This window comes from Sphingorhabdus sp. (assembly GCF_023910635.1).
Taxonomy (GTDB): Bacteria; Pseudomonadota; Alphaproteobacteria; order Sphingomonadales; family Sphingomonadaceae; genus Sphingorhabdus_B.
Window position 1 is genome coordinate 26585 of record NZ_JAAVVZ010000016.1, and the last position, 20013, is coordinate 46597.

Annotated in this window: 24 protein-coding genes; 11 read left to right on the forward strand and 13 right to left on the reverse strand. The window is 55.8% G+C overall.

All coding sequences use genetic code 11. The features are described 5' to 3' along the window. Nucleotides 1–100: 100 nt before the first annotated feature. From HEQ34_RS10180 to HEQ34_RS10220, 10 genes are all read right to left on the reverse strand, one after another. Complete coding sequence (locus tag HEQ34_RS10180) at nucleotides 101–1522, reverse strand: aldehyde dehydrogenase family protein (RefSeq protein WP_296200096.1); 1422 nt, start codon at nucleotides 1520–1522, stop codon at nucleotides 101–103. Nucleotides 1523–1557: 35 nt separating this feature from the next. Beyond that, nucleotides 1558–3093, reverse strand: coding sequence for an acyl-CoA synthetase (locus HEQ34_RS10185; protein ID WP_296200097.1), 1536 nt, complete (start codon nucleotides 3091–3093; stop codon nucleotides 1558–1560). Between the two features lies 1 nt (nucleotide 3094). Next, a complete protein-coding gene (locus HEQ34_RS10190; RefSeq protein WP_296200098.1) occupies nucleotides 3095–3853 on the reverse strand; it encodes a crotonase/enoyl-CoA hydratase family protein in 759 nt (252 codons plus the stop codon). A 161-nt stretch (nucleotides 3854–4014) separates the two neighbouring features. Beyond that, nucleotides 4015–5226, reverse strand: a complete 1212-nt coding sequence (locus tag HEQ34_RS10195; RefSeq protein WP_296200099.1) for an acyl-CoA dehydrogenase family protein — start codon at nucleotides 5224–5226, stop codon at nucleotides 4015–4017. A 69-nt stretch (nucleotides 5227–5295) separates the two neighbouring features. After that, a complete protein-coding gene (locus HEQ34_RS10200; RefSeq protein ID WP_296200100.1) occupies nucleotides 5296–6426 on the reverse strand; it encodes a GNAT family N-acetyltransferase in 1131 nt (376 codons plus the stop codon). A gap of 52 nt (nucleotides 6427–6478) precedes the next feature. After that, the gene (locus HEQ34_RS14465) at nucleotides 6479–6616 is read right to left on the reverse strand and encodes a hypothetical protein (RefSeq protein ID WP_366934865.1); all 138 of its coding nucleotides are present in this window, start codon (nucleotides 6614–6616) and stop codon (nucleotides 6479–6481) included. A 286-nt stretch (nucleotides 6617–6902) separates the two neighbouring features. Next, a complete protein-coding gene (locus HEQ34_RS10205; RefSeq protein WP_296200101.1) occupies nucleotides 6903–7046 on the reverse strand; it encodes a GIY-YIG nuclease family protein in 144 nt (47 codons plus the stop codon). A 171-nt stretch (nucleotides 7047–7217) separates the two neighbouring features. Next, nucleotides 7218–7679, reverse strand: a complete 462-nt coding sequence (locus HEQ34_RS10210) for a RidA family protein (protein WP_296200102.1) — start codon at nucleotides 7677–7679, stop codon at nucleotides 7218–7220. Further along, nucleotides 7676–8332, reverse strand: coding sequence for an HAD family hydrolase (locus HEQ34_RS10215; protein ID WP_296200103.1), 657 nt, complete (start codon nucleotides 8330–8332; stop codon nucleotides 7676–7678). The genes HEQ34_RS10210 and HEQ34_RS10215 overlap by 4 nt, the downstream gene beginning before the upstream one ends. Continuing rightward, nucleotides 8329–8598 (reverse strand): DUF3572 family protein, encoded by a 270-nt coding sequence (locus HEQ34_RS10220; RefSeq protein WP_296200104.1) that lies wholly within the window; start codon nucleotides 8596–8598, stop codon nucleotides 8329–8331. Before HEQ34_RS10220 ends, HEQ34_RS10215 begins: the two co-directional genes overlap by 4 nt. 52 nt (nucleotides 8599–8650) lie before the next feature. On the opposite strand from HEQ34_RS10220, the gene HEQ34_RS10225 reads away from it, so the two are divergent. Both HEQ34_RS10225 and HEQ34_RS10230 read left to right on the forward strand, forming a co-directional pair. Further along, the gene (locus HEQ34_RS10225; RefSeq protein WP_296200105.1) at nucleotides 8651–9022 is read left to right on the forward strand and encodes a response regulator; all 372 of its coding nucleotides are present in this window, start codon (nucleotides 8651–8653) and stop codon (nucleotides 9020–9022) included. Then, nucleotides 9006–9488, forward strand: coding sequence for a type II toxin-antitoxin system PemK/MazF family toxin (locus tag HEQ34_RS10230; RefSeq protein WP_296200106.1), 483 nt, complete (start codon nucleotides 9006–9008; stop codon nucleotides 9486–9488). The genes HEQ34_RS10225 and HEQ34_RS10230 overlap by 17 nt, the downstream gene beginning before the upstream one ends. Before the next feature lie 219 nt (nucleotides 9489–9707). Here the strand turns inward: HEQ34_RS10230 and rpmG are convergent, their stop codons facing one another. After that, complete coding sequence (rpmG, locus tag HEQ34_RS10235) at nucleotides 9708–9875, reverse strand: 50S ribosomal protein L33 (RefSeq protein WP_125229418.1); 168 nt, start codon at nucleotides 9873–9875, stop codon at nucleotides 9708–9710. A 276-nt stretch (nucleotides 9876–10151) separates the two neighbouring features. On the opposite strand from rpmG, the gene HEQ34_RS10240 reads away from it, so the two are divergent. Continuing rightward, on the forward strand, nucleotides 10152–10616 hold the full coding sequence (locus HEQ34_RS10240; protein ID WP_296200107.1) for a DNA starvation/stationary phase protection protein: 465 nt from the start codon (nucleotides 10152–10154) through the stop codon (nucleotides 10614–10616). 68 nt (nucleotides 10617–10684) lie between these two features. On the opposite strand, the gene HEQ34_RS10245 is transcribed toward HEQ34_RS10240, so the two are convergent. Further along, nucleotides 10685–11494: a cold-shock protein gene (locus HEQ34_RS10245; protein WP_296200108.1), complete on the reverse strand. Its 810-nt coding sequence runs from the start codon at nucleotides 11492–11494 to the stop codon at nucleotides 10685–10687. Nucleotides 11495–11709: 215 nt separating this feature from the next. Here HEQ34_RS10245 and HEQ34_RS10250 point away from each other — a divergent pair, with 215 nt between their 5' ends. The 5 genes from HEQ34_RS10250 (at nucleotide 11710) to rpoN (ending at nucleotide 15928) form a co-directional block, all read left to right on the forward strand. After that, on the forward strand, nucleotides 11710–12327 hold the full coding sequence (locus HEQ34_RS10250; RefSeq protein WP_296200109.1) for a ribonuclease D: 618 nt from the start codon (nucleotides 11710–11712) through the stop codon (nucleotides 12325–12327). Between the two features lie 25 nt (nucleotides 12328–12352). Next, nucleotides 12353–12988, forward strand: a complete 636-nt coding sequence (gene lptC / locus HEQ34_RS10255; protein WP_296200110.1) for an LPS export ABC transporter periplasmic protein LptC — start codon at nucleotides 12353–12355, stop codon at nucleotides 12986–12988. 55 nt (nucleotides 12989–13043) lie between these two features. After that, the gene (locus HEQ34_RS10260; protein WP_296200132.1) at nucleotides 13044–13523 is read left to right on the forward strand and encodes an LptA/OstA family protein; all 480 of its coding nucleotides are present in this window, start codon (nucleotides 13044–13046) and stop codon (nucleotides 13521–13523) included. 111 nt (nucleotides 13524–13634) lie between these two features. Continuing rightward, nucleotides 13635–14405 (forward strand): LPS export ABC transporter ATP-binding protein, encoded by a 771-nt coding sequence (gene lptB, locus HEQ34_RS10265; protein WP_296200111.1) that lies wholly within the window; start codon nucleotides 13635–13637, stop codon nucleotides 14403–14405. A 29-nt stretch (nucleotides 14406–14434) separates the two neighbouring features. Then, on the forward strand, nucleotides 14435–15928 hold the full coding sequence (rpoN, locus tag HEQ34_RS10270; protein WP_296200112.1) for an RNA polymerase factor sigma-54: 1494 nt from the start codon (nucleotides 14435–14437) through the stop codon (nucleotides 15926–15928). Here rpoN and HEQ34_RS10275 read toward each other — a convergent pair whose 3' ends face one another. Beyond that, nucleotides 15929–16723, reverse strand: a complete 795-nt coding sequence (locus HEQ34_RS10275) for a nucleotidyltransferase family protein (protein ID WP_296200113.1) — start codon at nucleotides 16721–16723, stop codon at nucleotides 15929–15931. Between the two features lie 83 nt (nucleotides 16724–16806). Here HEQ34_RS10275 and HEQ34_RS10280 point away from each other — a divergent pair, with 83 nt between their 5' ends. The 3 genes from HEQ34_RS10280 to HEQ34_RS10290 are packed head-to-tail and all read left to right on the forward strand — an operon-like array spanning nucleotide 16807 to nucleotide 19983. Beyond that, nucleotides 16807–17490 (forward strand): HAD family phosphatase, encoded by a 684-nt coding sequence (locus HEQ34_RS10280; protein WP_296200114.1) that lies wholly within the window; start codon nucleotides 16807–16809, stop codon nucleotides 17488–17490. A 5-nt stretch (nucleotides 17491–17495) separates the two neighbouring features. After that, the gene (locus HEQ34_RS10285) at nucleotides 17496–18656 is read left to right on the forward strand and encodes a hypothetical protein (RefSeq protein ID WP_296200115.1); all 1161 of its coding nucleotides are present in this window, start codon (nucleotides 17496–17498) and stop codon (nucleotides 18654–18656) included. After that, a complete protein-coding gene (locus HEQ34_RS10290) occupies nucleotides 18640–19983 on the forward strand; it encodes a lipopolysaccharide biosynthesis protein (protein WP_296200116.1) in 1344 nt (447 codons plus the stop codon). The genes HEQ34_RS10285 and HEQ34_RS10290 overlap by 17 nt, the downstream gene beginning before the upstream one ends. Nucleotides 19984–20013 lie beyond the last annotated feature (30 nt).

A 20013-nucleotide genomic window follows, 5' to 3' on the forward strand; every position in this document is an offset into this window, starting at 1 on the left:
AAGCGGAAGTGTGACGGAGGGGACTTTGGCGTTAAAGGCCCGTCCACCACCCTTCGGGTGGTCCCCCTCCCCATCGCAAGTCGATGGAGAGGATTTGGGTTTAAGCCGCCTCGCGCGCTATCGTGATCACTTGTGGATAGGTAAACTCAAGCAAGCCTTCCTCACCCAATTCCGCGCCAAAGCCTGACTGCTTATGCCCGGCAAAAGGCGCGTTGGGGGCGAGATGCATGGACTCGTTAATCCAGACAGTTCCTGTCTCCAATTGCTCGGCAACTTCGACCGCAGCATCCGGGTTGCTGGTCCAGATAGATCCGGCAAGTCCGTAATCCGACGCGTTGGCGCGGCTGATGACTTCATTAATCGTTGAAAATTTCATCAACGGCATCACGGGGCCAAACTGTTCCTCGGCAACAATCCGCGCATCTTCGGGCGGGTTATCAAGCACGGTGACAGGCACAAAATAGCCAGGGATAGATGGGTCATGATCGCCGCCGGCGAGGAATTTATAGCCCTTGTCCTTCGCGTCCTGAATAAGCTCCAAAACGCGCTTATATTGTGGCTTGTTCTGAATAGGACCAATGGCGGTGCCCTGTTCGGCGCCATCGCCAACCTTGACTGCCTTGGCATAGGCCGCAATCGCGCCCGACAATTCGTCATAGATATCTTCGTGAATGTAGATACGCTTGGCTGCGATGCAGACTTGGCCCGCATTGTAGAAGCTCGCCCAAAACAGCTTTTCCGCGACCTTGCCCACATCGGCATCAGGCAGAACGATTGCGGCGTCATTACCGCCCAATTCAAGCGTGATGCGCTTCAGATCCTTCGATGCCGATTCCATGACGCGTTTGCCCGTGGCGGTCGAGCCGGTGAAGGTGATCTTGTCAATGTCAGGGTGCGACGTCAGCAATGGTCCAAGCGCATCACCGCCCGTGATGATGTTGAGCACGCCCGGCGGGAATATGCCCGCCACCAGTTCAGCCAAACGCAAAGTCGCCAGCGGCGTGAAAGGCGATGGTTTTAGCACCATCGTGCAACCCGACAACAACGCAGGCACAATCTTCTGAATCGCCATCAACACCGGGAAGTTCCACGGCACGATGCCGCCAACCACGCCAACGGGAACGCGGCGGGTGCGACTGAGGCGCTTGTCGCTGTCTTCGGTAATTTTCTCTTCCAAATTCAGCATTGGCAAAGCGCGCGTCATGCCAACGCAGCCAGCGATTTCACTGCCCGCCTGCATATGCGGCTTGCCCTGTTCGGCGGTGAGCAAGCGCATCAGTTCGTCGCTGTTCGTCTTGATCACGTCGGCCATTTTGGCAAACAAGGCGCGGCGCTCTTCTACGCTCGTTTTCTTCCAGGTCTGAAATGCAGCGCGCGCAGCGGCAACCGCCTTGTCGAGATCGGCCTGTCCGCAATCGGGCACTTGGCCAATGACCTGCTCTGTCGCTGGGTTTACAACATCAATCCACTGGCCATTATCCACCAGTTCGCCGTTGATCAGATTTTTATATTGGGTGGTCATTGTCTATCTCCTGATGAGTCTTTGGCGTTATAGCCTTAATCTGACACTTTGTCCTGCTTCGCCCAATATTCATCGCGCAGCAGGCGTTTGTATAATTTTCCGGTATCATGGCGGGGAAGCTCTTCGCGAAAATCAATGCGGCGCGGGATCTTGATACCCGACAATTTTTCACGTGCGTAGGCGGTGAGTTCGTCGCGCAAATCATCTCCCGCGTCGGCCATATCGAGCGGCTGCACCACGGCAATCACCTCTTCCCCCATTTCGTCATGCGGGCCACCGATGACGGCGACGTCGCGCACGCGGGGATGCGTGACCAAGTGGTTTTCGATCTCTTGCGGATAGATGTTTACCCCGCCCGAAATGATCATGAAGCTTTTGCGGTCGGTGAGGTATAAATAACCTTCCTCATCCAACCGCCCCACATCACCAAGCGTGGTCCAGCCATGTTTGTTGGTCGCGCCCTTGGTTTTATCAGGATCATTATGATAGCTGAAAGACGCCGCACTTTCGAAGAACACGGTGCCTTCCTGGCCCACGGGAACATCATCCCCGTCTTCGTCGCATATATGCATGACCGCGTTCAATGGCCGTCCAACCGAGCCCTTGTGTGTCAGCCACTCCTCGCTGGAGATGAAGGTTATTCCCTGTCCCTCGGTCCCAGCATAATATTCGCGTAATACCGGACCCCACCAGTCAATCATCGCCTCCTTAATGGGAACGGGACATGGCGCGGCGGCATGGACCGCTGTTTCCAAGCTGGAAACATCATATTTGGCGCGTAGTTCTGCGGGCAGCTTAAGCATACGTGCAAAGTGCGTTGGCACCCATTGGCTGGCGGTTATCTTGTATGTCTCGATAGCCGCGAGCGCCGCTTCGGGGTCGAATTTCTCCATCACCACCACTGTGCCGCCAAGGCGATGCACCGCCGTACACCAGCGCAACGGCGCAGCATGATAAAGCGGCGCTGGCGACAAATAAATGCTGTCGCCCGAAAATTTGAACGCCATCATGGCAAGGCCCGCCAACACATTGGGGGCCGCAATATTGGCGTCTTCGGGCAGCGGAAAGCGAATGCCCTTCGGTTGTCCCGTCGTGCCCGAACTGTACAACATGTCGGTGCCTGCGCGCTCATCGGCCACCGGCGTGATCGGCATCTTGGCTACCGCATCAGCGTAATTTTCCCAGCCGGCATGTGCGCCGCCGAGGATGAAACGCGTCACCGGGCTTTCAATCTGGTCCAGCGCCGCGCCCAAATAAGGCGAGGCAAAAAGCGCCTTCGACCCGCTGTCCTTCAGGATATAGTCGATTTCGGGGGCCGTAAGCCGACAACTAATCGCGACATAGATCAGCCCCGCCCGTTGCGCGCCCCAGACAAGATCGAAAAATTCGGCACGGTTTTCGAGGCAAATTGCCACCGTATCGCCATGCTGAAGCCCAAGCGACCGGAACAAATGGGCACACTGGTTGGAACGTTCATCCAATTGCTTGTATGTAATGGTCTCGCCCGAACCCGCCATGATGACAGCTGGTTTGTCGGGGTTGGCTAAAGCGTGGACAACAGGATGGCCCATGTTACGCCCCCTGCCAGTTTGGTTTGCGTTTCTCGGCAAAGGCCAACGCGCCTTCGCGTGAATCTTTCGACGCAAAAACAGGTGCGCAAATCTCGTTCTGTTTCTTCCACATCTCGGTGGAGTTCCAGTCAGGTCGCTCATTGATCACGCGCTTCGTCGCAATCAGTGCCAGCGGACCGTTCGCGGCCACCTTAAAAGCAAGCTCAAGCGCGGCGTCAATGGCGGCGCCGTCGGTCACGCGGTTCACAAAGCCGACCTCATACGCCCGCTGCGCCGAGATAAAATCACCCGTCAGCGCAAGTTCCATCGCCATACGTTTACCGATAATCGACGGCAGCGTCAGCAAGCCTCCTGCGGCCGCGACAAGGCTGCGTTTGACCTCGGGAATGCCAAACTGCGCCTTGTCATTGGCCACGAGCAAGTCGCAAGCAATCGCGATTTCCATGCCGCCTGCAAGGGCATAGCCCTCCACTGCGCCAATGAGCGGCTTGGCCGGTGGAGATTCGATAAAGCCCGCAAAACCCTTGCCCTTGATGCTGGGCAGCTCACCGCGCAGAAACGCCTTCAGGTCCATGCCAGAGCAGAAAGTCCCGCCCGCGCCAGTGATAATGCCCGCGTTGAGGCTTTTATCGCTATCCAACTGCTCCATGGCCGCAGCAATACCTTGCGCGACCGCCTGGTTGACCGCGTTCTTCGCCTCGGGCCGGTTGATCGTGATGATCAGGACGCCATCTTGGGCTTGGGTTAGGACTTCGGACATAATCACTCCTCAATAAATCGCAGCCTTGAGCCGTCAGCGCATAGCGCTGACGAAGGGTCGAAGGGCGCTTCACCGCATGTGCGGCGTTCGAACGACAGACACCCTTCGACGGACGCAGTTGTTTAGCAACTGCTGCTCAGGGTTTCGGCCCATAGTCACAGTCACCGTCCCTTGGGCAGGCCAAGCACATGTTCGCCGATGATATTCTTCTGAATCTGGCTCGTGCCGCCGCCAATCGTGGCCGAAAAGCTGTTCAAATAGGACCGATGCCAATAGCCGTCATCGACCGCGTTTTCATCGCCAACATAATAGCCAGCGCGTGCGCCCTGAAACTGCAACGAGAACTCAGTCAATTCCCGCACCAATTCGGTCCGCGCCAGCTTGTTCATCAACGCAAGCCCCATCGGGCGATCACTGGTGAGCGGCGCCATGCGGCGGCGTTGGTTGTTCAGGTTCAGCGCCTGAATCTCGATCATATAATCGACCAGCCTGTCGCGCATCACGGGATCATCCAGCACTGGCTTGCCACCGCGCTTGGCCGAACGTGCCATATCGACGACGCCCATCACGTCCATTTCTTTGACGAAATAGCCGCCAACCGGATTAACCTTTGCGCCGCGTTCATATTCCAGCGTCTTCATCGCGACCATCCAGCCCTGGCCCTCTTCGCCGACAAGGCCCGATGCCGGAATGCGTGCATCGGTGAAAAAGCATTGGGTGAAGCCATATTCGCCGGTGAGTTTCTTCAACCGCCGCGTTTCAACGCCAGGAATTTTCATAGGTGCAAGGAAGAAGGAAAGCCCTGCATATTTGCTTGGTCCGTCATTCGATGTCCGCGCGAGCAAAATCATATAATCTGCGCGATCGCCCAAGGATGTCCAGATTTTGGAACCATTGATGACATATTCGTCGCCATCCCTGACCGCCTTCGTCTGCGCGCTGCCGAGGTCCGAACCATGCTCCGGCTCGGAAAAGCCCTGACACCAGATTTCTTCTGCGGACAGCATGGGCTTGATGAAGCGGCTTTTGTCCTCCTCACGGCCAATGTCGAGTAACAAGGGCCCCGTCCAGCCATTGGCAATCGCGTTGAGCATGATCGGCGCATCATGGCTTTTCATGATCCGCGTGGCGATCCGCTGATATTCGGGATGCATGCCATAGCCGCCATATTCTGTGGGCCAAGACATGCCGAAATAGCCCGCCTCATACACCTTGCGCTGCCAATTGCGTAGGAAATCAAACTGCTGATCTGTCGACACTTCCATAAAGGTCAAAGGCAGCATGAAACCCGGGTCGCGCAATGTGTTTTCGGCAAACCACGCATCACATTGCTTTTCGAAACGGCTCAGTTCTTCAGGGCTCGGTGTGCTCATGGGACGATTCCTCTCTCCGCAATTAATTGCGCGATTAAATTGAGGATTGCAAGAGCCGTTTGACTGGCCTCAGCCCTTCTTAAATGGCGCCATTTCGCCCAGAAATTCAATCTCGCGTTCCATGGCCACTGTTTCGCGTTCCAGAAAATCGGCAACTGCGGCCCGGAACCCTGCATTGGCGATATAATGCGCCGAATAGGTCGGCACCGCTTCATAACCGCGCGCCAATTTATGTTCGCCTTGTGCGCCAGCCTCAACGCGGGCGAGGCGATGCGCGATGGCATAATCAATCGCCTGATAATAACACAGTTCAAAATGCAAAAATGGCACATCGCGGGTGCAACCCCAATAGCGGCCATAGAGGCAATCGGGTCCGACGAAGTTCAGCGCGCCTGCAATCGGGCGGTCGTCATCAAAGGCCAAAAACAACACGATGCTGTCGCGCATGCTTGTCCCGATGATGTCGAAAAACGCGCGCGTCAAATATGGCGTACCCCATTTGCGCGCGCCAGTATCCTGATAGAATATCCAGAACGCATCCCAATGTTCCGGCGTAATGTCCGCGCCCGAAATCTGTTGTATGCGCACCGCGTCTTGCGCGCCGGCACGTTCCTTGCGGATTGCCTTGCGCTTGCGTGAAGACAGCGCGCCCAGAAAGTCTTCAAAATCCGCATAATCGCGGTTCTGCCAATGAAATTGGGTGCCGACCCGCGTCAGCCATCCCGCCGCGCGAAATTGCTCCAGCTCGGCCTCCTCCACAAAGGTCGCGTGCGCGGACGACAGGCCATTTTGGTCAACCACCGCTTCGGCGGCGCGCAAGATTGGCAACGCCATCGCTGGATCGCGCAATAACAATCGTGGCCCCGGCACGGGCGAGAATGGCGCGGCAATCTGCAACTTGGGGTAATATTGCCCGCCCGCCCGATGAAATGCGTCAGCCCAATGATGGTCGAACACATATTCGCCCTGGCTATGTGTCTTGAGATAGGCCGGAAGCGCTGCCGTCGGAATATCATCCGCATCGCGCATGATGACGGGCGCAGGCGACCAACCTGTGCCCGGACCGACGCTCCCGGATTGCTCCAGCGCCGACAGGAACGCGTGGCCCACAAACGGATTGCCCCGAGGGTTCAGCGCATCCCATTGGTCGGCGGGAATGTCGCTGACCTTGGTTAGAAGTTCGGCGGTGACTTTAGTCATTGATATAGCCGTGAGCGGCTGCCGCATAGCCGCCACGTCCGTTGAAGAGCGGTTAAGGGTTTCGACTGCGACATCTTGCTAACTCCGATACACGATCCCAATCACCCCGTATTAACGCCTCTTTCTTCGCCCTGCTCCAGCCTTTAATCTGCTTTTCCGCAGCCTTTGCGTCATCGCGGGTCTGGAACATGTCGCTCCATATCAACTCTACGGGTCGCCGTTTATAAGTGTAGCCGGGAAATACCCATAGGGTCAGGACCACTTAAATCCACCTTCGCGGCGTCAAAATGGCAAAGATATCGAAGGAAAATGTCCGCCGCAGGCAGTTATTCTGCCTGCAAGGGCATTTTGCTTTGAGATCGAAGCCATTTTGGCGTCCTTCGGATTTGACCCATACTGTCCATTGCCGCGTTGGCAAGCTTGGACTTAGAACCACTAAGCCCTGCGCTTGCCGCCTTGCACTGAACAGTATGGCCTCAAACCGCGAAGGTGGATTTAAGTGGTCCTGACCCTAGCGGATGCTCCGCAAATCGCCTCTCCATGTTATCGGTATGGCCGACATAATAGGTTCCGTCAGCGCATTTGAGTATGTAGCAATAAAACAACCAATCGCCCGTCATCGCTTCGGCCTCATCATTACCGTAGCCCTGAGCAGCGGTCGTGCAGCGACCGCGTCCGTCGAAGGGCGCTTATCCGCCCAATACGGCGCTATGACGAGAAGCGTCCTTCGACTTTCGTCAGCGCTTTTGCGCTGACGGCTCAGGACTACGGTTATTTTTCCACATCAGTGCTTAACTTCGAATTTTCACAACGCAGTCGATTTCGACAGTGGCATTGCGCGGCAAGACTGGGACCGACACCGCAGCCCGCGCATGCTTGCCTGCGTCGCCGAACACTGCTTCCATCAGGTCCGATGCGCCATTGGCGGCTTCGGGTTGATCCGTGAAATCAGCGGTCGAGGCGACGAATACGCCAAGCTTGACGATCCGTTCGACGCGGTCAAGATCTCCGCCCAACGCAGCCTTCATTTGCGCGATGAGCATGACTGCGCATGCTTTGGCCGCAGCCTTTCCGTCTTCAAGACTGCGCGTGTCGCCGACTTTGCCGGTGACAACCTTGCCATCGACAAAGGGCAACTGCCCCGAAATGAACAGCATGCCATTCGCTTCGACAGCGGGCACATAGGATGCGACCGGCGCAGCAGGTGCCGGAAGAGTAATGCCCAGTTCGGCCAATTTTGCTTCAATCATCATACTAGCTTCTCCAACGCGGGCGCTGGTACGTTCGCCACCAGCTTATCCCTAATCCAAACTTCCGCGTCCGCCCAGCATTCCAAACGCGCATGCGCAGACTTCGACGGTTTCACGCGATCCCATAACAATGGTTCACCCACAAAATGCAGACGCCACACATCGGGATGTTGTTCGCCGACCGATTCATGTTGATGCCCCAGATCATCGACGAAAACCGCTACACTCGGCCGATATTCTTCGAGAATTCGTCCAAGCGCCTCACCCTTGCCGCCTTGATTGCAATAGACTGGCGCATCAATACCAACGGCACGCAGTTGCTCTGTGCGCGGCCCCGCCCGGTGGTCGAGCAGGTTGGTCAGGATAACAACATCGGCATGTTCACGCAGGCGGTTGAGGCTGTCTACCGCGCCATGTATCGCCTGTTGCCGGTGCATTTCGGTATCGAAAAAGCCATTGAGCAAATCCCAAACCCGCCCGCGTTCAACGACCGTGCCGTCATGTTTGTGGCGCAGCGCCTCACCCCAATCGCCATGGACAAGGTCGAAATGGATGTGGTGCGCCTCATCGAGCCAATCGCGAAAGGGCACAATCATATGCAGCAACACTTCGTCGCAATCTGAAATCAAAAGTGGCCGGGAACCCATGATACTCATGCTTCTAACGCCTGGCGCGCTTGCACCAATAAAGCAGGTGACACCCCGATGACCGCCGCACAGGCAATCAGGTCAGGCTCATAAGCCTCCAAAAACGACAGGATCGCGGCCTGCGTGCTGCGTTCCATAACGCTGCTGCGCAAGCCCTCTGGCGTGAGGCCAGTGAGCGACAATAATCGCTCCGCCCGTGATTCTTCCATCAACGCCCAAGCTAATGCCTGGAACGCCATAGCCGATGCGTCTAACTTGTCGTTTGTTTCATGCATGGCTTTCGCTTAAGCCATGCCCTGTGCGAACGCAAAGCGGGAAAAGGTCGGTATGCGTAAAAAGGTAATGATCGTTGAGGATAATGAACTCAACCTCAAGCTATTCACCGACCTTTTGCGCGCGCATCAGTTTACGGTGGAGGGCGTCCGCGATGGACGGCTGGCGCTGGAACGCGCGCTAAGCTTTGCACCTGACCTTGTCATCATGGACATTCAATTGCCGCATGTCAGCGGCATCGACTTGATCGAAGCCATGCAGAAAGAAGCCGCGCTGTCGGCTATCCCCGTGCTAGCCGTCACCGCTTATGCGGGCAAAGGCGACGAAGAACGCATCATGGCCGCAGGTGCGCGCGGATATTTGTCGAAGCCGGTGTCAGTGATGAAGTTTTTGGAAGCGGTGCGCGGGATTGTGGGTAGTTATTGAATTTGCTCGCTATATTGCACCCAACAGCTTAACATTTATCATGGCGTTATCATATTATCCCAGCATCGGCGAAATCGTCCTGTGTGACTATCGCGGTTTTATTGAACCCGAAATGATCAAGACGCGACCGGTCGTCGTGGTCTCACCACGTCTTAGACGGCGCGGTAATTTAATCGGTGTTGTGCCATTAAGTACCACTGCCCCCAAGCCCGCCGAAGCTTATCACTGCCTAATCCAATTGGACAATCCTCTTCCAGCGCCTTTCGACAACCCGATCATGTGGGCAAAATGCGACATGTACAGCGTTGTTGCTATGCAACGGCTGGATAGATTCAAGGAAGCAAAGCAGAGACATGGGGGCGCACGTCAGTGGCGTGTGGGTAGGGCCAATACCCTGCAAATCGCCGCTTTGAAAAAGGGGATACTTTGTGGCCTAGGGTTTGATTCATTGACAATTCACCTTTAGTACCTTACTACATAAAGGTACCCGCTCTGCCTTGGCATCGGGCTTGGAGACTGTCGCAAGGCAGCCAGTTTCACAATGGCGATAACAAGCCGGTGAAACTGTAGTGTGTTCAGAAAAGCCGCCCAATGGGCGGCTTTTCTTGTTTAGGCTACCGGACTAATCAAAAAGGGCGCCCGAAGCGCCCTGATCGATACCCTACTATTCAAGCAACGCTTGTGCTTACTTGATTTTGGCTTCCTTGAACTCAACATGCTTGCGCACGACGGGGTCATATTTGCGGAACGTCATCTTTTCGGTGATGTTGCGCGGATTTTTCTTGGTCACGTAGAAAAAGCCCGTGTCAGCGGTGCTGAGCAGCTTGATCTTGATCGTGGCTGGCTTCGCCATGGCCCATTCCTTTTGTTCAAAAAATTTCGTAAAAAACTGCGCAGTAAAAAAGCCGCGCTGTTCACAGATGGGGGCCAATGCGGATTCGCGGGGCTAAAGTCAAGCCAATAAGCGGGCACTGGGGTCGCAGACCGACCAAATTTGCGCCAAAGCGTCATGATTGCGCGCGATTGTTGCAACATTGCGGCATAAGGCACGACCCACGCGCCCCATAGGTTGGAAATCGGTCCCTTCGTTCCCATATCAAGCTTCCCCCCCCAATAAAGGAGAACTGCAATGGCAGCCGGTGATAATAGCAAAAAGGCGTTGGCCGACGCGTTAAATGGCCTATTGGCCGATTATTACGCGTTATATTTGAAAACCAAGAATTTCCACTGGCATGTCACGGGTCCGCATTTCCGAGAATATCATCTGCTGTTTGACGAACAAGCAACAGAGCTGATCGCGACGACTGACCTTGTGGCCGAACGCGTGCGCAAATTGGGTCAGGATACGCTGACCTCAATCGGCTCTATCGCGGCAAAGCAGCGGATCGCGGATCATGATTCGACGACAACCGATGCCGCCCAGATGCTGAAAGAGCTACACGCAGATAATGAGACGCTGATCACAGCGTTAAAGGACGCCAAAGACCTAGCCGACGAAGCAGGGGACAATGCGACCGACGGTTTGCTGGACGATTGGACCGACCAAGCCGAGCAACGCGCTTGGTTCTTAGCCGCGACCATCGGCAAGGCGTAAGGTCCGGATACAAAAAAGGCGGGCGAAGCCTATTGCTGCACCCGCCTTTTTCGATGTCAGAAGTGCGCTTATTCGGAAAGCGTGCTCAGGTTCGTTGCCGAATATTTGCCGCGACGGTCGATTTCGATGTCGAAGGACAAACGGTCGCCTTGGGTCACTTGGCCCATGCCCGAACGCTCAAGCGCCGAAATGTGCACAAATACATCTTCGCCGCCATCATCACGCTGTACAAAACCAAAACCCTTCATGTCGTTGAAGAATTTCACGGTGCCATTGGCCCGTTCACCAGTCGATTCGCGCTGCGGACCGCGTGGAGCCGAATCGCGATCGCCACCACGGAAGCCGCCACGATCATCGCCGCGCGGTGCACGGTCACGATCAAAAGCTGGACGGTCAGGACGCGGTGCGCGTTCACTGACGGCCATTGGCTCACCGTCGATCACGAGATCGGTTGCCGACACCTTGCCACCACGTTCCACAAGTTGAAACTCGAGCGGTTGGCCCTCGGCAAGGCCAGCCAGGCCAGCTTGCTCGACAGCGCTGATGTGAACGAAGACGTCGTCGGGACGACCATCTACCTGAATGAAGCCAAAACCTTTTTGGCCATTGAAAAATTTGACGATTCCCTTGCCAGAACCGATGACTTGAGCCGGCATTGGGGGGCCGCCGGGGCCACGGCGCGGGGCACCAAAGCCACCTCCGCCGCCGCTGTTACTGCCGCCGCTATTACCGCCGCCGCCATATCCACCGCCGCCTGAACGACCGCCACCAAAATCACTTTGATAGGGGGATGGCGCGCGATAGCCATCGTAGCTTTCATCACCGAAACCGTCTCTCTTGTCCCGGCCCTTGCCAGCACGCTTGCGATCAAAACCCATAACTTCTTGCTTGCCTTCTCATCGCCCCAAACCACTATGTTATGCAGTCGAGGGCGACTGTACTGCACGTCACAAGCGCAACCGTTGGTGATTACGCGAGAAACAGCTATATCGTAATAAAATGTGACGCGATAGCAAATATTGTGACAGAAATGCGCCATGCGATATCTGTACTTTCATTTGCCTTGGGCAACACGGTCGGGCAAGGGGCAAGCATGAGCGTATATTTGCATGAAGAAGACCTTCCCGCTGGCGTATTGGCCGAAGGTCCTGTCGCCGTTGACACCGAAACCATGGGGTTGATTACCCCACGCGACCGGCTCTGCCTGTTGCAGATTTCCGATGGTCGCGGGGACGAACATCTGATCCGCTTTGGCCGGGACAGCGACTATTCAGCGCCCAATTTGCGCGCCGTTCTTGCCGACCCTGCACGCCTCAAGCTATTTCATTATGCCCGATTCGATCTGGCCGCGATTTCGCATTATTTGAATGTCGTCGCGACACCATTATTCTGCACGAAAATCGCCTCACGCCTGACCCGGACATATACGGATCGCCATGGTTTGAAAGAATTGGTGAAGGAAATGCTGGCAACCGATATTTCGAAGCAGCAGCAATCCAGCGATTGGGGCGGCCCCATGTTATCCGAAGCGCAAAAGGATTATGCCGCAAGCGATGTACGCTATCTCCACCGCCTGCATGCCGAATTTGTTATCCGCCTTGAACGTGAAGGCCGCACCGCCTTGGCGCAGGCATGTTTTGACTTTCTGCCGCACCGTGCAGACCTTGATCTTGCAGGTTGGCCAGAAATCGACATATTCGGGCACAGTTAAGTTTCGATCTAGTTAGGCATCTATCATGTCAGCACAAGCCGATCTTGAACGCACACAAAGACAGCTTTGGGCAATGCCGGGCGGACGGCATGATCGCCTAATCCGCGCGCTGCGTGTTGTGTTGCCCATCATCATTGGCCTGTTGGTGGCGCTACTGGCATTCAGCCCCTTTACCGGCAAGCAGGAATTAAGCTTCGTTCTAAACAAGGACGAAGTAAGCCTATCGCGTGAGCGGCTGCGCGTTGTCGAGGCATTATACCGCGGCGATGACAGTAAAGGTCGCCCTTTTTCCTTGCGCGCGGGCAGCGCTGTGCAGAAAACATCCGCTGATCCTGTCTTGGACATGACATCCCTGTCGGGCCGGATAATGTTGGATGACGGGCCAGCGTCCATCGTCGCGCAGAGCGGTGTCTATGACCTGAACAAAGAAACGATGCGCGTGAAAGGCCCCTTAGCTGTTGAATCAACGGGCTATGACATGGTCGCCAGCAATGTAGTGCTATCGCTGAAAGATCGTTCAATGCAAAGCTTTGGCCCTGTTAGCGGTCGGACGAAAGTTGGCACCTTCCACGCGGGGCGCCTGCGCGCTGACCTCGACACGCGTATTGTACGTCTGGATGGTGGCGTTCGTTTGCGTATCGACCAGAATGCGATTAAGTGAGCGCGCAATGACTATCCGTTCTCTCTCTTTTGGCCTGTGTGCGGCGATTGCTGGCATGAGCATGCTGTCCACGGCGTCGACGGCGCAAAGCATTCGTAATCATGATAGCAACGCCCCTGTCGATTTTTCAGCCGCTTCTATGGAGTTGCAAGACCGTGCCGACCGCGTGGTGTTGTCTGGCGGCGTGACGGCGATGCAAGCAGGGCTTACGCTGAAAGCAAATCGCGTGACCGCCGCATATTCCGGCAATGACGGCGTTGATGTGAACCGCCTAGACGCCACCGGCGGCGTGATAATAACCAAGGATGACCTGCGCGCCACGAGCAACTCTGCCATTTATGATCTCGACTCAAGCCTGATCACCCTGATCGGCAATGTGAACCTCGTCCAAGGTAGCAACCGTCTCACCGGCGGCCGATTGGTCATTGATCTGAACTCAGGCCGTTCAACCATCAACGGCGGCGCTGCACCAGGCACGACAAATGGCGGTGGCCGAGTCACTGGGACCTTCAGCGTACCACAACGCAAAGATTAAGTGTGAACTGACGCATCATAAACCATGCCAATTGCAAAATGCTTCGCTATTCACTAGCTATCATCCAGAATTTAAAAGCATCATGGCAGGCGACTATTGAATATGGAAAGCATGAAGGCCACCCGACCTGCTGCTGATGCAACTACCGATGCGGGTATGCAATCGGGGCTGGGTGTTGTGTCCATCGCCAAAAGCTATGACAAGCGCGCCGTTCTGACGGATGTTTCACTGTCCGTGGCAAAGGGCGAAGTGGTTGGCCTGCTTGGACCCAATGGCGCGGGCAAGACGACCTGTTTTTACTCGATCATGGGACTGGTTAAACCCGATAGCGGCCGCATTACGCTCGACGGCGCGGATATTACCAAGCTGCCAATGTATCGCCGCGCCATTTTGGGGCTTGGCTATCTGCCGCAGGAAACCTCCATTTTTCGCGGGATGACGGTTGAACAGAATATCAGCGCGGTTCTCGAAATGTCGGAACCCGACGCAGAATCTCGCGGTGAGCGGCTGGAAAAACTGCTGGACGAATTTGGCCTTACCCGTTTGCGTAGCGCGCCTGCGATGGCCTTGTCCGGCGGAGAGCGTCGGCGGTGCGAGATCGCCCGCGCACTGGCCGCGAACCCCTCGATCATGCTGCTTGACGAACCTTTTGCCGGCATTGACCCGATTTCGATCTCTGACATTCGCGATCTTGTGAAGGAACTCAAGACACGTGGAATTGGCGTGCTCATCACTGACCATAATGTCCGCGAAACATTGGATATCGTGGACCGTGCCTGCATCATTTACGGCGGGCAGGTCCTGTTTGCCGGATCACCAGAGGCGCTGGTCGCCGATCCTAATGTCCGTCGCCTGTATCTGGGCGAAAGCTTTGCGATGTGATGTAGGGGAGATGGCGGAAAACTAACTTCATGGCATTAGCTCCGCGCCTCGACCTTCGCCAAAGCCAGTCGCTGGTCATGACGCCGCAGCTGCAGCAAGCGATCAAGCTGTTGGCGCTATCGTCGCTCGAAATCGAAGCCTTCATCGCCGAAGAGATCGAACGCAACCCGGTGCTTGATGCAGGCGGCGGCGATTCCATATCCGACACGCCGCTTAACGAATTGACGCAACCCACAATTGCCGAGAGCAACGAACGCGGCAGTGACGAGATATTAGGCAATGACAGCCACGCCGCCTCCGACGCGCTTGATGTCGATTTCGGTGCAGCGACCTTCCATCATGATGCGCCATCCGACAGCGTGGCGGGTGCGGACGGGATGCTTGGCCTGTCGGGCAGCGCGATGTCCAGTGGCAGTTTTGACGGCGACGGCCCTGATTTCGACAGCTTTGCCGCACGCGACGTTAATTTGCGCGAGCATTTAATGGCGCAGGCAGGTGCAAGCCTTTCGGGTCGTCCGCTTTTTCTGGTGCAGCAGATTATCGAGCACATTGAACCCACAGGTTATGTGGGTGAGGATTTGCTGGCAATGGCGCAAAGGCTTGGGGTGCCCCTTCCGCAAGTAGAAGCCGCGCTGACCGAGCTTCAACGCTTTGACCCGACGGGGGTTGGCGCACGCAATCTTGCCGAGTGCCTTGCGCTTCAGGCCAAGGATGCGGACCGATATGACCCATGCATGGCAAGGCTGATCGACAATCTCGATCTGGTGGCCAAGGGCGCGTTTGACCAATTGAAGCGCATGTGCCGAGTCGATGACGAAGATTTGAGCGATATGTTGATGGAACTGCGCGGCTATGATCCAAAGCCGGGGTGCCGTTTTGACAGCGAAGACGCCATGGCGGTGACACCCGACATCTATGTGACACCACGTGGCGATGGTTGGTCGATTGAATTGAACAGCGCCAACTTACCGCGCTTGTTGATCAACCGAAGCTATGTGGCCGAGCTTGGCCAGGACAAAGCTACCAAGGCGTGGCTCAGCGATTGCATGGCGGATGCCAATTGGCTGATCAAGGCCATGGACCAACGGCAGCGCACGATCGTCAAAGTTGCGACCGAAATCGTGAAGCAGCAAGAAGGGTTTTTCCGGCGCGGTGTTGCGCATTTGCGGCCCTTGACGCTGCGCCAGGTTGCCGATGCTATTGAGATGCATGAATCTACCGTCAGCCGGGTGACGAGTAACAAATATCTGCACTGCGGACGCGGGCTGTTTGACCTCAAATATTTCTTTTCGTCAGGTGTTCAGTCGGCAGATGGCGAAGGCGCATCTGCCGAAGCGGTCAAAAGCCATATCAAATCGCTGATTGAGGCCGAAGGAAGTAAAATCCTATCGGACGATACGTTGGTCGAACTGCTGACGGCAAAGGGCTTTAACATTGCCCGCCGCACGGTCGCCAAATATCGTGAGGCCATGGGTATTGGTTCGTCGGTGCAGCGTCGTCGGCAAAAGAAAATGGGCCGTTAATCAGGCCGCATCGGTGCCGCCGCGCCGCGCTTCGCGTTCTGTCAGTATTTTTTCTGCAAGCATATGATCGCTCAGCTTATCGACATCGATGGCGGCAACGGGGTCGGACATGGGAACCAGCTTTGCGTCTAAACCAAGCCGCTTCCCAGCTCTCTCCATCGCCTGATGCAAGCCAATGGTGCGGGTCAGCGCACGCGTCGCCAAACGCAGGCCAAAATGCAAGAACAGCCGCCACGCCTTTTTGCGGTCCTGCTCGGCATCGGCCCATAAATCGAGTGCGAACGATGACTTCTGGGTCATCAGCGCAAACAGATTGGCACCGGACCAAGCTCCGTCCGAAAAGCGAAGCCAGGTTCGCTGCGCATCCGGAAACTGCTTTAACATGTTTTGGCGTTCAACCATCGCCACCGCAATATCCCCATCCGCATTGCGCACAAATTCGTCGATCATCTCCACAGTCAATAAGGGATGGTCCGCCGTGGTCACCAATAATGGCGCAGAAAACCCCAGGGCCTCGGCCTGCGCTTTAATGCTCCGTGAAATGCTGTTCTGGCTTTCCACCAAAATGGCGCCGCCAGCTGCGTCAACGGCCGGGCGCAGATGTTCTATGTCTTGCGACAATATAACGACCTTACCAATGTGCGGTGACAAATGCAGCGTGCGGACAACATGGCAAATCATCGGCTCGCCGCGGACCGGAACTAAGGCCTTGCGTTCAAGGGCGAAATGCTGGGCAAGCATATCAGGGCCGGGCCGCTGTCCGGCAAGGACGATGCAGGTCCATTGCGCTTGCAAGTTGCTTCTCCTAAACGCGAAAAAATCAGAAGGTTTCGTCAGTCTGTCTGACAGCACCTTGAGGCGGGGCTTGGCCATCAAATATGAATATTGCAATATATGATCTCGACAAAACCATTACGCGCCGTCCGACCTTCACCCGTTTTCTGCTATATTACGCACGGCGGACAGCGCCCTTCCGGCTCGTCGGTCTACCCATATGGATCATGGCCTTAATAGGGTACCGCATTGGTTTATATGGCCGCAAGCCATTGAAACAATTTGGCATAAGCATATTCATGGGACGTAATTTGGACGCTGATATCCTCGCAAAAATGGTCGCAGATTTTGTGTCCGAAGCCGTTTTGACCGACATTCAACCCGGCGCGGCCAAATCTATTGAAAATGACCGAAGCCAAAACCAAAAACTGGTTATCGCTACCGCTGCACCGGCATTTTACGCCAATGAAATTGGCGGGCGCATGGGTTTTGATGCGGTTGTGGCGACCCGGCACAGATTGCGACCAGACGGCAAGACCTGCCACTTCATCGATGGCGAAAATTGCTATGGCCCGGAAAAGTTGAAAATGGTCAGGGCATGGTTTGCCGCTGAGGGGCTAAAGCGCGAAGACTGCCATGTTTCAGTATATTCCGACCACGCCAGCGACGCACCTTTGATGGATTGGGCAGATGCCGCATATCTCGTCAACCCGTCCGGAAAGCTGCGCCTGTTGGCGGCGCAAAAAAATTGGCAAGTGCGGGATTTTTCAAGCGGTAAAGGGCATTGAAGCACGTGCAAAAAATCTGCTTCCTGTTCAACCATGATCAAACGCACCAGATTGCGCATAGTCTGCCAATTGCATTGCAGATGGCCAAAAGCGGCGTTGCCGATGTAACACTGGCCGTTACCAGCATTTTGGTTGAAGCGGAAATCCGCAGGTTGAGCGGCGCGGGGCTAGCAGGCATGAAAATTGTCCGGCTGCAGACCAGATCGACTGTGTCGCAAATGCTCGTGCGTGCATTCGATAGTTTGGTGCCGGCGCGGAAGCTCCTCGTCTACCGTGACAATCTCGATTTTTTTAGGCAGTTTGACGCGCTGGTAGTGTCGGAAAAATCCAGCCTCATCCTGAAATCGCGATATGGATTGGAAGACATAAAGTTCATCCACACGCGGCATGGGGCAGGTGACCGCGCGATTGGGTTCAATGCGCAAAGCGCACAGTTCGACCTCATTTTGGTATCGGGCAAAAAGATCCGCGACCGCCTTGTCTGTGATGCAGGGGTGCCGCCCGAAAAAATCCGTGTCACCGGTTATGCAAAATTCGATATTGTGGTGCCCGAACACAAGCCGCTGTTTGCGCCATCTGATCGCCGGACCATTTTATACAACCCCCACCCTTCGCCGCATCTTTCAAGCTGGTTCAAATTCGGAGCGAATGTTTTGGAGCAATTCTACCAAAGTGACCGCTACAACCTTATTTTTGCGCCGCATGTGATGCTGTTTGCGCGGCGATGGACGGTCACCATCGATAGGCTGTCGATTGCGTCCGCCAAAAAGCCCGATCCCCGATATAATGATGCACCGCATATGTTAATGGATTTGGGCAGCCCGGCCTGCACAGATATGACCTATACCAATGCGGCTGACCTGTATCTGGGCGATGTGAGTAGTCAGGTCTATGAGTTTCTGAATCGCCCACGGCCTTGCTTGTTTTTGGATGCCCATGATACGCCGTGGCAAGGTAACCCAAACTACCGGCACTGGACGACGGGCCCTGTGAAGACAGACGCAAGTGATATTATCGGTGCTGTCGATGCTGCCTTTGCATCACAGGCTTCTTACAGCGATGCGCAGCGTGCCGTATTGGAGGCCAGTTTTTCAGTCACCGCCACGCCTGCATCGGTGCGCGCGGCGACGGCCATTATCGAATATCTGGATGAAGCCATTGGTTGAAGAGGCACCCCAATTGCCCGTATCGGCCCATTCACCACTGCGACGCATCGCCGGGAATATGGGTCGGCTGCTGTCAGGCAAGGCGGCGGCAGGCATCATCAGCCTTGGCTCGATTGCTATCGCGGCGCGAATCCTTGGGGTCGAACAATATGGTGTGCTAAATCTGGTGCACGGCTTTGCGACGCTGATGGGTGGAACCATCGCCTTTTCCGGCTTCCACGGCATGGTGCGCTATGGCGCAGAGGCGCTCAACCGTGGCGCACCTGCACAGTTCCGCAACCTCGTGCTGTTACTGGGACTTGTTGAACTCGGCATGGCCGCAGCCGCCATTGGCGTGGCGATGCTGCTGGTTCCATGGGTTGGGGCATCCTTGGGGTGGAGCCCACAAGCCATTCAATTTGGCGGGCTGTATTGCTTGGCCATTCTCGCCACGGTTCGGGCCACGCCACAAGGTTTGCTTCAGTTGGCCGAGCGCTTTGACTTGATCGGTCTGCACCCGGTCATCATGCCACTGATCCGCTTATTGGGGGCACTTGCCATTTTGTTTACGGGCGGCGGCTTGGCGGCATTTTTGTGGGTGTGGCTCGCCGCAGCGATTGCCGAGGGCCTTTCGATGTGGATATTGTGCTGGATTGGCACGCGCCATCTGGCAATAGGCGCAGATGGGCGGCCGACGCTAAAGGGCACGCGGCGGGACAATCCGGGTATCGTGCGCTTCATTGCGACAACCAACCTCGACCTCACCTTGCGCGACATTGCGCCTAAGGCGACGCCTTTAATCATCGGTTGGATGCTCGGGCCAGCCGCTGCGGGCCTGTATGCCCTCGTGCAAAGGGCGAGCGCCATTCTGATTCAACCCGCACAAATGCTGGGGGAGGCAGCCTATCCGGTCGTAACCCGCCTGTTGATTAGCGGCAATGACCAGGCAGCGGGCAAGGCTGTCCGGCGTTCGGCCATATTCGCAACAGGCGCGGCATTGCTAGCCGCGGCTATCATGTGCCTGTTCGCCGGAAAAGTTCTGGTGCTGCTTGGCGGCGCAAGCTTTGCAGGCGGTGCGTCGTTGCTTATCCTGGTCCTGCTTGGCCGGGCGATGATTGCAGGCATGCCGACTTTATCGGCGGCGCTCACCGCGCAAGGACGACCCTGGATCAGCGCCCGCGCCAATTTGGCCAGCAATGTGGGTATGTTACCGATGCTACCGCTCATGATTTGGTGGTTCGGTCTGAACGGTGCTGGCATACATGGCATATTGCAAAGCCTTGTTCTCCTTAGCTTGTTGATATGGAGTTATAATGGATCGCGCCTTGCACCGGGCATCAGGATGTGATTACGCGGCCACCTACGCGGCAGGGGAAGT

Bases quoted from the DNA above. Each gene is read 5' to 3' on its own strand.
- HEQ34_RS10210 (WP_296200102.1), bottom strand. From the start codon at position 7,679: ATGATGATTGAAGCAAAATTGGCCGAACTGGGCATTACTCTTCCGGCA.
- HEQ34_RS10280 (WP_296200114.1), top strand. From the start codon at position 16,807: ATGAATATTGCAATATATGATCTCGACAAAACCATTACGCGCCGTCCG.
- HEQ34_RS10215 (WP_296200103.1), bottom strand. From the start codon at position 8,332: ATGAGTATCATGGGTTCCCGGCCACTTTTGATTTCAGATTGCGACGAA.
- rpmG (WP_125229418.1), bottom strand. From the start codon at position 9,875: ATGGCGAAGCCAGCCACGATCAAGATCAAGCTGCTCAGCACCGCTGAC.
- HEQ34_RS10290 (WP_296200116.1), top strand. From the start codon at position 18,640: ATGAAGCCATTGGTTGAAGAGGCACCCCAATTGCCCGTATCGGCCCAT.
- HEQ34_RS10220 (WP_296200104.1), bottom strand. From the start codon at position 8,598: ATGCATGAAACAAACGACAAGTTAGACGCATCGGCTATGGCGTTCCAG.
- HEQ34_RS10250 (WP_296200109.1), top strand. From the start codon at position 11,710: ATGAGCGTATATTTGCATGAAGAAGACCTTCCCGCTGGCGTATTGGCC.
- HEQ34_RS10180 (WP_296200096.1), bottom strand. From the start codon at position 1,522: ATGACCACCCAATATAAAAATCTGATCAACGGCGAACTGGTGGATAAT.
- HEQ34_RS10240 (WP_296200107.1), top strand. From the start codon at position 10,152: ATGGCAGCCGGTGATAATAGCAAAAAGGCGTTGGCCGACGCGTTAAAT.
- lptB (WP_296200111.1), top strand. From the start codon at position 13,635: ATGAAGGCCACCCGACCTGCTGCTGATGCAACTACCGATGCGGGTATG.
- lptC (WP_296200110.1), top strand. From the start codon at position 12,353: ATGTCAGCACAAGCCGATCTTGAACGCACACAAAGACAGCTTTGGGCA.
- HEQ34_RS10245 (WP_296200108.1), bottom strand. From the start codon at position 11,494: ATGGGTTTTGATCGCAAGCGTGCTGGCAAGGGCCGGGACAAGAGAGAC.
- HEQ34_RS10190 (WP_296200098.1), bottom strand. From the start codon at position 3,853: ATGTCCGAAGTCCTAACCCAAGCCCAAGATGGCGTCCTGATCATCACG.
- HEQ34_RS10195 (WP_296200099.1), bottom strand. From the start codon at position 5,226: ATGAGCACACCGAGCCCTGAAGAACTGAGCCGTTTCGAAAAGCAATGT.
- HEQ34_RS10200 (WP_296200100.1), bottom strand. From the start codon at position 6,426: ATGACTAAAGTCACCGCCGAACTTCTAACCAAGGTCAGCGACATTCCC.
- rpoN (WP_296200112.1), top strand. From the start codon at position 14,435: ATGGCATTAGCTCCGCGCCTCGACCTTCGCCAAAGCCAGTCGCTGGTC.
- HEQ34_RS10260 (WP_296200132.1), top strand. From the start codon at position 13,044: ATGAGCATGCTGTCCACGGCGTCGACGGCGCAAAGCATTCGTAATCAT.
- HEQ34_RS10185 (WP_296200097.1), bottom strand. From the start codon at position 3,093: ATGGGCCATCCTGTTGTCCACGCTTTAGCCAACCCCGACAAACCAGCT.
- HEQ34_RS14465 (WP_366934865.1), bottom strand. From the start codon at position 6,616: ATGTTCCAGACCCGCGATGACGCAAAGGCTGCGGAAAAGCAGATTAAA.
- HEQ34_RS10205 (WP_296200101.1), bottom strand. From the start codon at position 7,046: ATGACGGGCGATTGGTTGTTTTATTGCTACATACTCAAATGCGCTGAC.
- HEQ34_RS10225 (WP_296200105.1), top strand. From the start codon at position 8,651: ATGCGTAAAAAGGTAATGATCGTTGAGGATAATGAACTCAACCTCAAG.